Raw genomic sequence first — 12,983 nt, 5'->3', positions numbered from 1 at the left:
ATGAAGGCAATCATCCCCGCCGCCGGCCTTGGCACGCGTTTTCTGCCTGGCACTAAGTGCACGCCCAAAGAGATGCTGCCGGTGCTCGACAAGCCGGTCATTCAGTATGTCGTTGAGGAGGCACTCGACCCCGAGGAGGTCGACGACGCCATCATCGTCACCTCTCCCGGTAAGCCCGAGCTGCTGAGCTACTTCCAGCCCGACCGTTCGCTCGAGAACCTGCTGCGCGAGCGCGGCAAGAACGCCTATGCCGATGCCGTCGCCCACGCTGGCGGTATGCCGGTCGACTTCCGTTATCAGTACGAGCCCAAGGGCCTCGGCCATGCCATTCGCTCGGCGGCCGATGCTGTGGCGGGGGAGAACTTCCTGGTTCTTCTGGGCGACTATGTTGTGCCCAACCATGACATTTGCGACAAGATGCTTGCCGTCTCCAAGGAGCATGGCGGCGCTTCGGTTATCGCTGTTGCCGCGTGTGCTCCCGAGGAGGTCAGCCGCTATGGCGTTATCGCCGGCGAGCGCGTGGGCTCCCTCGAGGGCGCTGAGGGCGTTGGCGATGCCGAGCCTGGCGCCGTGTGGCGTATCGGCGGCTTGGTGGAGAAGCCTGCTCCCGAGGCTGCGCCTTCTAACCTTTACATCGTCGGACGCTATCTGCTGAGCCCGCTGGTCATGGAGCTGCTTGCCGACCAGCAGGCCGGCAAGGGCGGCGAGATCCAGCTGACCGACGCCATGGCCCGTTCGCTCGACCGCGAGGCCATGTACGCCGTCGTCATCGATCCTCTGTCGGGCTACGACACCGGCACGCCTTCTGGCTGGATGGCCACCAACGCCCTTATGGCCGCAAGCGATCCTCGCTTTGCCGATGCCTTCTGGGATGCCATCGACGAGCGCGGCGGCTTGATGCGCAAATAAGCCTTCGGGCATCGACATTTACGGGTGCGGACTTCGGTCTGCACCCGTTTTTTGCGAACTGCCGCTTAGTTCCGGAAAGTGCGACCCACAATTTGGTCGAATTCTGGGATGCGCTTTCCGGCTGAGGCCTCTAGCGGAAACTGCGACCCGGAATATCGGCTCAGAACGGGATGCGCTTTCCGGCTGAGGCTCCTAGCGGAAAGCGCAGTCCCCGGCTCAGGACGGGATACAGTTTCCCAAACAGGGCTCAATCGGAAACTACGACCCAGTTTTAGGCCTCAAAACGGGACGCAGTTTCCGCCCGATCAGCCTTCGCCGCCATTCCGCCATTCGGCGACGCTCATCAGCAACTCTGTTCACAGAAAATATATGAACATATGTTCGATATACGCACATCTACCTGCGCATTTTCTGTCGAAAAACTTTGCTACTCCAAAAACTCAATCGCGTCAAGGCTTTTCTTGCCCAACGGTCGGTACCTGATAAACTATTAGGTTGCGATAACTGGCGAAGCTATGCCTCGCCAACCCACCGAGCATTTCCGTGAAGGAGGAAAAACCTGGTGACCTACGCATACACTGCCACTGAGCGCAAGCGCGTCAGCTTCGGGAAAATCCCGGAGGCCATGGAGCTCCCCAACCTTATCTCTGTTCAAAGGGAATCCTTTGAGCGTTTTAAGGACGAGGGCCTTCGTGAGGCGTTTAAGGAATCCAGCCCCATCCAGAGCCAGAACCATGTTCTCGAGGTTACCTTCGGCGAGCATCAGTTTGGCGACCCCGCGCACACCGTCGAGGAGTGCCGCGAGAAGGATATGACCTATCAGGCTCCGCTTCTGACCGACGTCCGTCTCACCAACAAGGAGACCGGCGAGATCAAGGAGCAGCTCGTCTTTATGGGCGACTTCCCCATGATGACCGATCAGGGCACCTTCATCATCAACGGTACCGAGCGTATCGTTGTCTCGCAGCTCGTCCGTTCCCCGGGCGTGTACTTCAGCTCCGAGATGGATTCGGGCAAGCAGATCTACAAGGCTCAGATCATCCCGTCCCGCGGTGCCTGGCTTGAGTTTGAGGTCGACAAACGCGACCAGCTCATGGTCTCCATCGACCGTAAGCGCAAGCAGAGCGCCACGATGTTCCTGCGCGCCCTTGGCATCGCCGTCACCAACGACGACATCATCGAGCTGCTCGGCAACTCCGATGTGATCAAGCGCACCCTCGAGCGCGATACCGCCCTTACCCGCGAGGATGCTCTTATCGAGATCTACCGTCGCCTGCGCCCGGGCGAGCCTCCCACCGTGGATGCTTCCCGCAGCCTGCTCGAGGGCCTGCTCTTCAACCCGCAGCGCTACGACCTGGCCCGCGTCGGTCGCTACAAGGTCAACAAGAAGCTCAACCTCACTACCGAGGAAGAGGTCACGGTGCTCACCGACGAGGATATCGTCGCTACGCTGCGCTACCTCCTGTCCCTCGCTGCCGGCGAGCAGGGCTTCAAGGTTGACGACATCGACCACTTTGGCAACCGCCGTATCCGCACCGTCGGCGAGCTCGTCGCCAACCAGTTCCGTATCGGCATGAGCCGTATGGAGCGCGTCGTCCGTGAGCGCATGAGCTCCCAGGACATCGACGAGATTACCCCGCAGTCGCTCATCAACATCCGCCCGATCGTGGCCTCCATCAAGGAGTTCTTCGGTTCCTCGCAGCTCTCGCAGTTCATGGACCAGGCGAACCCCCTGACCGGTCTGACCCACAAGCGCCGTCTGTCCGCACTCGGCCCTGGCGGTCTTGCCGGCCACAAGTCGGGCTCCAGCCGCCGCACCAACGTGCCGACGGCCGTCCGCGACGTTCACAACTCGCACTACAGCCGCATGTGCCCGATCGAGACCCCCGAAGGCCCCAACATCGGCCTGATCGGCTCGCTTGCCCTCTACGCCCGCGTCAACGAGTATGGCTTCATCGAGGCCCCGTTCCGCCGCGTCGAGAACGGCGTTGCCACCGACCAGATCGACTGGATGACCGCTGACGAGGAGGAGAAGCACGTTATCGCGCCGGCCAACACGCCGCTCGATCCCAAGACCAACGAGTTCATCACGACCGATGCCGAGGGCAAGATCGTCCGTCCGCATTCCGTGATCGCCCGTACCCGCGACTTCGACGGCTCCTTCGGCGCTCCCGCCGACGTGCCTGTCGAGGACGTCGACTACATGGACGTCTCGCCGCGCCAGATGCTCTCCGTCGCAGCCACGCTGATCCCGTTCCTCGAGCACGACGACGCTAAGCGTACGCTCATGGGCGCCAACATGCAGCGTCAGGCCGTGCCGCTGGTTCACCCCGCCGCTCCCTATGTCGGTACCGGCATGGAGCGTCGCGCCGCCCTGGACTCTGGCGAGGTCACCCTGGCCAAGAACGCCGGCGAGGTCATCTTTGCCGACGCCTCCAAGATTATCGTCAAGCATGCCGGCGGCATGGACGAGTATCACCTGGCCAAGTACCAGCGCTCCAACCAGTCCACCTGCATCAACCACCGCCCGCTCGTGCGCGTCGGCGACACCGTTGAGCAGGGTGAGCCTCTGGCCGACGGTCCTTCGACCGATCACGGCGAGCTCGCACTGGGCCAGAACCTCACCGTGGCCTACATGCCGTGGGAAGGCTTCAACTACGAGGACGGTATCGTCGTGTCCGAGCGCCTGGTGGCCGAGGACCTGCTGACGACCATCAACATCACCCGTCACGAGATCGACGCCCGCGATACCAAGCTCGGCCCCGAGGAGATCACTCGCGAGATCCCGAACCTCTCCGAGGACATGCTTGCCAACCTCGACGAGGACGGCATCATCCGCATCGGCGCTGAGGTCGGCCCTGGCGACATCCTGGTCGGCAAGGTTACCCCTAAGGGCGAGAGCGCTCTGACTGCCGAGGAGCGCCTGCTGCGCGCCATCTTCGGTGCCAAGGCTCATGACGTTCGCGACACTTCCCTTAAGATGCCTCACGGCGCTTACGGCCGCGTCATCGACGTCGTCCGCTTTAGCCGCGAGAACGGCGACGACCTGGCCCCCGGCGTCAACGAGCAGGTGCGCGTCTACGTCGCCCAGCGTCGTAAGATCCAGCAGGGCGATAAGATTGCCGGCCGCCACGGCAACAAGGGTGTTATCTGTAACGTTCTGCCGGTCGAGGACATGCCCTACATGGCTGACGGTACCCCGATCGACGTTATCCTCAACCCGCTGGGCGTTCCTTCGCGTATGAACGTCGGCCAGCTGCTCGAGTGCCACCTTGGCTGGGCTGCTGCCTGCGGTTGGGATACCGAGGATGCCGATTCCGACAAGTACGTCCCCGGTCCGTTCTTTACCGCGACGCCCGTCTTCGACGGCGCCAAGGAGGACGAGATCGCCGAGGTCATCCGTCGTGCCAACAAGAATATGCTCAACAAGGCCACCGCTGCCTTTGGCGATCACATGCGCCCCGAGTTTGTCACCCAGCTTGACGAGCGCGGAAAGACCCGCCTGTTTGACGGCCGCACCGGCGAGGAGTTCCGCGAGCCCATTACCGTGGGTACGTCCTACATCCTCAAGCTCGGTCACATGGTCGACGACAAGATCCACGCCCGTTCGACTGGCCCTTACAGCCTGGTTACCCAGCAGCCGCTGGGCGGCAAGGCCCAGTTCGGCGGCCAGCGCTTCGGCGAGATGGAAGTTTGGGCACTGTACGCATACGGTGCTTCCAACGTCCTGCAGGAGATCCTGACCGTCAAGTCCGACGATACCGTGGGCCGCGTCAAGACCTACGAGTCCATCGTCAAGGGCGAGAACGTCCCGGTTCCGGGTATCCCCGAGTCCTTCAAGGTTCTCGTCAAGGAGATCCGTTCCCTCGCACTGGACATCGAGCCCATGCGCGATGCCGACGAGGACGCCTCCGCCCCCGTGACCGCCGAGGAGACCTCTGCCCTCGATGACCTGGCTGCGCTCGCCGGCGTTGACGCCGACGTCGAGGCCCAGGATGCCGAGACCGCCGAGGCGCCCGAGGCTGTCGCCGCCACGACCACTGATAAGGAGTAGTTGACTGTGGCAGATTTCGAAGCTACTGAATTTGACTCGGTAAAGATCTCCCTTGCCTCCGCCGACCAGATCCGTTCCTGGTCGCACGGTGAGGTCAAGAAGCCGGAGACCATCAATTACCGTACCCTCAAGCCCGAGAAGGACGGCCTGTTCTGCGAGAAGATCTTCGGTCCCGCCAAGGACTGGGAGTGCTCCTGCGGCAAGTACAAGGGCATCCGCTTTAAGGGCATCGTCTGCGAGCGCTGCGGCGTCGAGGTCACCTCGGCCAAGGTGCGTCGCGACCGCATGGGCCATATCGAGCTCGCCGCTCCCGTGTCCCACATCTGGTACTTCAAGAGCCCCACGAGCTTCCCGATGAGCCGTATGCTCGACATCAAGTCCAAGGACCTCGAGAAGGTTCTGTACTTTGCCAGCTACATCATCACCGAGGTCGACTACGAGGCTCGCGAGGCCGACGCTGACGACCTGCGCGAGGAGCTCGCCGCCGATCTGGAAGAGATCGATGCCGAGTGCGCCCGCCAGATCGAGTCCCTCAAGGAGCAGGGCAACCCCGAGAACTTTGACGAGTTCTCCGACGAGGAGCCGCTGACCCCCGAGGAGATCGCCTCCGGCATCGTCGACATCGAGGAAGAGTGCAAGGACGAGAAGCAGCTCCGCACGGACGCCTTCAACGCCTTCATGAAGCTCACCGAGCGCGACCTCATCTCCGATGAGCCGCTGTTCCGCGAGATGACCCGTTACTACTCCATGTACTTCAAGGGTGGCATGGGTGCCGAGGCCGTCCGCGACCTGCTCGCTGCCATCGACCTCCCCTCCGAGGCCGAGAAGCTCAAGGCCATCATCGCCGACGAGGACTCCCAGAAGCAGAAGCGCGAGAAGGCCGTCAAGCGCCTCGAGGTCGTTGACGCCTTCCTGAAGGGCGGCAACAGCCCCGCGAACATGATTCTGGATGTCATCCCGGTCATTCCGCCCGATCTGCGCCCGATGGTCCAGCTCGACGGCGGCCGCTTCGCCGCGTCCGACCTCAACGACCTGTATCGTCGCGTGATCAACCGTAACAACCGACTCAAGCGCCTGCTCGACCTGGACGCCCCTGCGATCATCGTGAACAACGAGAAGCGCATGCTCCAGGAGTCCGTGGACGCCCTGTTCGACAACGGCCGCCGTGGGCGCCCGGTCTCTGGCCGTGGTGGTCGCCCGCTCAAGTCGCTCGCCGAGGCCCTCAAGGGCAAGCAGGGTCGTTTCCGCCAGAACCTGCTGGGCAAGCGTGTCGACTACTCCGGCCGTTCGGTAATCGTTACCGACCCCAAGCTGCTGCTGCACCAGTGCGGTCTGCCCAAGACCATGGCGCTGGAGCTCTTCAAGCCCTTCGTCATGAAGCGCCTGGTCGAGCTTGGCAAGGTCGAGAACATCAAGGGCGCCAAGCGCGCTATCGACCGCGGTGCCACCTTTGTGTGGGACATCCTCGAAGAGGTCATCGACGGTCGTGTCGTGCTGCTCAACCGTGCACCGACCCTGCACCGTCTGTCCATCCAGGCCTTTGAGCCGGTGCTGGTCGAGGGCAAGGCTATCCACCTGCACCCGCTGGTCTGCGCGCCCTTCAACGCCGACTTCGACGGCGACCAGATGTCTGTCCACGTGCCGCTGTCCAGCCAGGCTCAGGCCGAGGCCCGCGTGCTCATGCTCTCTGCGAACAACCTGCGCTCGCCGGCATCCGGCAAGCCGGTCAACATCCCCTCGCAGGACATGATCATTGGTGTGTACTACCTGACCCAGGTCCGCGACGGTCTGCCGGGCGAGAACCACGTGTTCTCGAGCTTCGACGACGCGTTGCACGCCTATGACTGCCGCTCCGAGGTCGACATGCAGGCCAAGATTCAGGTCCGCGTGTCCGCCGAGAACGCCAACGTCATCAACGAGGACGGCACCCGTATCTTCCGCGTCAAGAACGGCAAGAACGAGTTCGTCGACTACGATGTCACCGGTAACAAGACCGCACGCTTCGAGACGTCTATCGGCCGCATCATCTTCAACCGCCAGTGCCTGCCCGAAGACTACGAGTTCATGAACTACAAGATGGTCAAGGGCGATGTGGCCAAGCTGGTTGCCGACTGCTGCGATCGTTACCCCGAGGCCAAGGTCGGCCCGATCCTCGACTCTATCAAGTACTCCGGCTTCCACTACGCTACCCGCGCCGGCCTCACCATCTCGGTGTGGGACGCTCTCATCCCTGCCGAGAAGCAGGAGCTGCTCGACCGCGCCCAGGCCAACGTCGACCAGATCAACGAGTACTTCGAGGAGGGCTTCATCAACGAGACGGAGCGCCACATCGAAGTCGTTAACGAGTGGACCGCTTGTACCGATAAGGTCGCAGCGCTCATGCTCGACATGTTCGACGAGGAGAACCCGCTGTACATGATGGCCGACTCCGGCGCCCGTGGTTCTAAGACCCAGCTGCGTCAGCTCGGCGGCATGCGTGGCCTGATGGCAGATATGTCCGGCGAGACGATCGACCTTCCCATTAAGGCGAACTTCCGCGAGGGCCTGCTGCCGCTCGAGTACTTCATTTCGACCTACGGCGCCCGTAAGGGCCTGGTCGATACCGCATCCCACACCTCGGACTCTGGTTACCTGACCCGTCGTCTGGTCGACGTGGCCCAGGACGTCATCGTCCGCGAGGAGGACTGCGGTACACACGAGGGCGTCACCTACAACCTCATCATTCCCGGCACCACCGACCTCAACACCGATCTTGTCGGCCGTTGCTTTATTGAGGACGTCGTGGCTCCCGATGGCACCGTGCTCTTTGAGCAGGACGGCTATATCGAGAAGGTCGCCGACATCCAGAAGATGGTCGATGCGGGCCTTAAGAAGGTCAAGCTTCGCGCGCTGCTCACCTGCCGCTCCAAGTACGGCGTGTGCCAGAAGTGCTACGGCTGGGATCTTTCCACCCGTCGTCCGGTCGCCATCGGTACCGCAGTCGGTATTATTGCCGCCCAGTCCATCGGCGAGCCCGGTACGCAGCTTACGATGCGTACCATTCACTCCGGCGGCGTCGCTGGCGTCGACGATATTACGCAGGGTCTGCCTACGGTCAGCCGTATGTTCGATATCGTCGGCAACGTCAACGAGAAGATCCTGGGTCGCGAGGCCGAGCTGGCTCCGTACTCCGGCCACCTCTCGATTAAGCCCGAGAAGTCCGAGTACGTGCTGACGCTCACCGACTCCGAGGATCACACCCGTGTCCTCGACGAGCGTCGCGTCCCCGCTTCGGTGCGCTTTATGCCCGAGATCGAGGACGGCTGCGAGGTTCGCGCCGGCGACCAGATCACCAAGGGCTTCGTCAACTTCCGCAACCTGCGCAAGCTGACCGACATCGAGTCGACGATGCACACCTTCGTCGAGAGCGTCAAGGACGTCTACACCAGCCAGGGCGTCGACCTGAACGACAAGCACATCGAGGTGCTCGCACGTCAGATGCTGCGTCGCGTTCAGATTACCAACCCCGGCGACTCCAAGTACCTGCTTGGTCAGTACGTCGACCGCTACGAGTTCGCCGACGAGGTCGAGCGCGTTGCCCGTCTGGGCGGTCAGGCTCCCGTGGCTGAGCCCGTCATCTTGGGTACGCTCAAGGTTGCGTCCAACATCGACTCCTGGCTGTCGAGCGCTTCGTTCATCCGTACCGCCGGCGTCCTTACCGAGGCTGCTATTGAGGGCAAGGTCGACCACCTGCTCGACCTTAAGTCCAACGTCATCGTCGGTAAGAAGATCCCGGCTGGTACCGGCCTCAAGCCGTACGCTAACGCCAAGCTGACGTATCGCACGGCCGACGGCTACGTGGACATCGATGGTCCGGCTTCGCCCAACGCCAAGTCGCTGCCCGAGTGGGCTCCCGTGGAGCTCAAGGACCTGGACGAGCGGCTCCCACAGCAGCTCGACTGGGCCGGCTACGACGAGTTTGGCGGTGCTGACGGTTCGTTCACCCGCAACGGCCACACCATCTCCGCCGAGAAGGCTCGCCTGTACCTGTTCGACGACCTGGGTGTGTCGCAGCGCTGGACCAACAAGTTCAGCGAGGTCGGCATCGAGACGGTCGGCGACCTGGTTGGCAAGTCCGAGGAGGATCTGCTGCGCATCGATGGCATCGGTGCCAAGGCGATCGAGGAGCTCCGTGACGGCCTCGAGGCTCACGACCTGCTCTACATCCTCGAGAACAACGACGACGTTGCCGACGAGGAAGACCTCTCGCAGCTGCTGCAGATGGTCTTTAGCCCCGACGGTCCGGATGACATCCTGCTGGGCACCTCCGCTCCGACGCATCACGCCGATGCCGACGAGGAGCTCCTGGGCGCCCCGATCGACGACAAGAAGGCTTCCGCCAACGGTGCCATCAACGAGGACATGGCTTCCCTCGACGAGCTGCTCAACCAGCTCGTGGACACCGACGACGCCGAAGAGGCCAAGGACAACGACGGGGAGTAATTTCCCAGTACGTTAACCGCCCTTCCAAAGACCCGCTTCCCAACAGGGGAGCGGGTCTTTTTTGTTGAGGAACGTTGCCCTGACGAGCACGTAGGATTTCCGGGACGGGCGGCCCAGGGGTTAAGTTTGTCGCGAGTTCCGCACGAGCCGGAGGCCACTTAATGTGGCCTCCGTGCGAGTCAGGACTGTAGAGCAGCAAACTTAACCCCTGGGCCGCCCGTCCCGGGATCCGCCCTCGCGCACAGGAGGGGATTCCTTTTGTGTAGGCTTTGCGGAAATGTGGCTATTTTAGGATACGCCCGGCGGCGTGGTCTGTTGACGACACAGCTAACGGCACGTATCCTATCGAACTGCGTGTTTCGTAGGGGGATGCTGACCCCTCGATTCAAGCCGTTGCACTTTACAGAAAGCTGGAATCATTCGAGAAGGAGTACGCTTTGCCTACTATTAACCAGCTGGTTCGCCAGGGCCGTCGTTCCGCGCCCAAGAAGTCCAAGAACGCTGCTCTGCAGCACAACTCCCAGAAGCGCGGCGTGTGCACCCGCGTCTTCACCACGAGCCCCAAGAAGCCGAACTCGGCTCTTCGTAAGGTTGCCCGTGTTCGCCTCGTCAACGGCATCGAAGTTACTGCTTACATCCCGGGTGAGGGCCACAACCTGCAGGAGCACTCCATCGTGCTCGTCCGCGGCGGTCGTGTTCGTGACCTCCCTGGTGTCCGTTATCACGTCATCCGTGGCGCCTACGATGCTGCTCCGGTCCAGAACCGTATGCAGGCTCGTTCCAAGTACGGTGCTAAGCGCCCCAAGGCCAAATAAGCCAGATAACGTTTTGATACTTTCGCCGTGTGCCGCCTAAGCGCCGCACGGTAGACACTTAAGGAGATTTCACATGCCGCGTCGTGCAGCAGCTAATCGTCGTGAGGTTCAGCCTGACGCCGTTTACAACAACCGCCTGGTGACTCAGCTCATCAACAAGGTCCTTCTTGACGGCAAGAAGGCCACCGCTGAGCGCATCGTTTACACCGCTTTCGAGATCGTTGCCGAGAAGTCCGAGGGTGGCGACGCTCTCGCTACCTTCAAGAAGGCTATGGACAACGTCAAGCCCACGCTCGAGGTTAAGCCCAAGCGTGTCGGTGGCGCTACCTATCAGGTCCCGATGGAGGTCAACTCCCGTCGTTCCACCGCTCTGGGCATCCGCTGGATCGTCAACTTCTCCCGCGCTCGCAAGGAGAAGACCATGGCTGAGCGTCTCGCAAACGAGATTCTCGACGCTTCCAACGGCCTGGGCGCTTCCGTCAAGAAGCGTGAGGACGTCTTCAAGATGGCCGAGGCCAACCGCGCGTTCTCTCACTATCGTTGGTAAGTTAAGGTAAGGAACTAACATGGCTAAGGCTAAGCACAAGCTTTCCGATACCCGTAACATCGGCATCATGGCCCACATCGATGCCGGTAAGACCACCACGACCGAGCGTATTCTTTACTACACCGGTAAGACCCACAAGATCGGTGAGGTCCATGAGGGCGCTGCCACCATGGACTGGATGGTTCAGGAGCAGGAGCGCGGCGTAACCATTACCTCCGCTGCTACCACGTGCTTCTGGAACAAGGACGGTAAGGACTACCGCATCCAGATCATCGACACCCCGGGCCACGTTGACTTCACCGCCGAGGTCGAGCGCTGCCTGCGCGTCCTCGATGGCGCTGTCGCCGTCTTCGACGCCGTTGCCGGCGTCCAGCCCCAGTCTGAGACCGTTTGGCGTCAGGCTTCTACCTTCAACGTTCCCCGCATCGCCTTCATCAACAAGTATGACCGCGTGGGCGCTGACTTCTTCAACGCTATCGAGACCATGAAGGATCGTCTCGACGCCAACGCCGTGGCCGCTCAGGTCCCGATGGGCGCCGAGGACAACTTCTGGGGCGTCATCGACCTGGTCACCATGACTGCATGGGACTTCAAGGCCGACGAGAAGGGCATGACCTACCCCGAGCCGATGGACGAGATCCCGGCTGAGTTCGCCGACATCGCTGCCACCAAGCGCGAGGAGCTCCTCGACGCCGCTGCCAGCTTTGACGACGAGCTCATGGAGAAGATCCTCATGGAGGAGGACTTCACCGTCGAGGAGCTCAAGGCTGCTCTGCGCAAGGGCGTTCTGGCCAACGAGCTCAACCTCGTCTTTGTGGGCTCCGCCTACAAGAACAAGGGCGTTCAGGAGCTGCTCGACGCTGTCGTCGACTACCTGCCCAGCCCGCTCGACGTTGAGGCCGTCACCGGTACCGATCCGGAAACCGGCGAGGAGATCGTGCGTCATCCCTCCTTCGACGAGCCCTTCTCCGGCCTGGTCTTCAAGATCATGACCGACCCGTTCGTCGGTAAGCTCACCTACGTCCGCGTTTATTCCGGTCGCGCCGAGTCCGGCTCCTACGTGGTCAACGCCTCCAACGGTCAGCGCGAGCGCCTCGGCCGCATCCTCGAGATGAACGCCGCCGAGCGTATCGACCGTGACGACGCTTGCGCCGGTGACATCGTCGCCTGCGTCGGCTTCAAGAACTCCACCACCGGTGACACCCTGTGCGCCGAGGGCAAGGAGATCGTCCTCGAGAAGATCGAGTTCGCTAAGCCCGTTATCGACGTTGCCATCGAGCCCAAGACCAAGGCCGAGCAGGACAAGATGTCCCTGGCTCTGACCAAGCTCGCCGAGGAGGATCCGACCTTCACGGTGTCCACCAACCACGAGACCGGCCAGACCATCATCGCCGGCATGGGCGAGCTGCACCTCGAGATCATCGTTGACCGTCTGCTCCGTGAGTTCAAGGTTGACGCTAACGTCGGTAAGCCCCAGGTTGCCTACCGCGAGACCGCTGGTCACGACGTCGAGAGGGCTGAGGGCAAGTTCGTCCGTCAGTCCGGCGGTCGCGGTCAGTACGGCCACGCCGTCATCAAGCTCGAGAAGATGGAGGAGGGCTTCGGCTACGAGTTCGTCAACGCTATCGTCGGCGGCGTCGTGCCCAAGGAGTACATCCCGTCCATCGACAAGGGCATCCAGGAGGCCCTGAACACCGGTGTTATCGCCGGCTTCCCGGTCCTCGACGTTAAGGTCACCCTGTTCGACGGTTCTTACCACGAGGTCGACTCCTCCGAGGCCGCCTTCAAGATCGCCGGTTCCATGGCTATCAAGGACGCCCTCAAGAAGTCCGATCCGCAGCTGCTCGAGCCGATCATGGCTGTCGAGGTCGAGACCCCCGAGCAGTACATGGGCGACGTTATGGGCAACCTCTCCGGTCGCCGCGGCAAGATCGAGGGCATGGAGGATCGCAAGAACACCAAGCTCATCCGTGCCAAGGTGCCGCTGGGCGAGATGTTCGGTTACGCTACCGACCTTCGCTCCCAGACCCAGGGCCGTGCATCCTACACGATGCAGTTCGACTCTTATGAGCCTGCGCCCAAGTCCATCGTGGACGAGGTCATGAGCAAGAACGCCTAAGTTCGAGCTCCCTGTTACGTAATCCGCGAGAACATCTCTCGCACTCTTTGGAGGTTT

General features: G+C 61.9%; 6 protein-coding genes. All 6 read left to right on the top strand.

Annotated features, from left to right (window positions below):
* The 6 genes from ACTQXO_RS03840 (at position 1) to fusA (ending at position 12,926) form a co-directional block, all read left to right on the top strand.
* A complete protein-coding gene (locus ACTQXO_RS03840) occupies positions 1-909 on the top strand; it encodes a UTP--glucose-1-phosphate uridylyltransferase (protein ID WP_368136490.1) in 909 nt (302 codons plus the stop codon).
* Positions 910-1,534: 625 nt separating this feature from the next.
* Positions 1,535-4,963, top strand: coding sequence for a DNA-directed RNA polymerase subunit beta (gene rpoB, locus ACTQXO_RS03835; protein WP_229770619.1), 3,429 nt, complete (start codon positions 1,535-1,537; stop codon positions 4,961-4,963).
* A gap of 6 nt (positions 4,964-4,969) precedes the next feature.
* Entirely contained in the window at positions 4,970-9,445 is a 4,476-nt protein-coding gene (locus ACTQXO_RS03830; RefSeq protein WP_370450532.1) for a DNA-directed RNA polymerase subunit beta', read from the top strand.
* Between the two features lie 437 nt (positions 9,446-9,882).
* Complete coding sequence (gene rpsL, locus ACTQXO_RS03825) at positions 9,883-10,260, top strand: 30S ribosomal protein S12 (RefSeq protein WP_154514699.1); 378 nt, start codon at positions 9,883-9,885, stop codon at positions 10,258-10,260.
* A 73-nt stretch (positions 10,261-10,333) separates the two neighbouring features.
* Entirely contained in the window at positions 10,334-10,807 is a 474-nt protein-coding gene (gene rpsG, locus ACTQXO_RS03820; RefSeq protein ID WP_006235013.1) for a 30S ribosomal protein S7, read from the top strand.
* A gap of 19 nt (positions 10,808-10,826) precedes the next feature.
* Positions 10,827-12,926, top strand: coding sequence for an elongation factor G (fusA, locus tag ACTQXO_RS03815; protein WP_154514697.1), 2,100 nt, complete (start codon positions 10,827-10,829; stop codon positions 12,924-12,926).
* Positions 12,927-12,983 lie beyond the last annotated feature (57 nt).

Source organism: Collinsella sp. LCP19S3_D5 (assembly GCF_052121415.1).
Lineage (GTDB): Bacteria > Actinomycetota > Coriobacteriia > Coriobacteriales > Coriobacteriaceae > Collinsella.
Note: the sequence above shows the minus strand (reverse complement) of the source record. Positions and strands in the feature narration are given on the sequence as shown.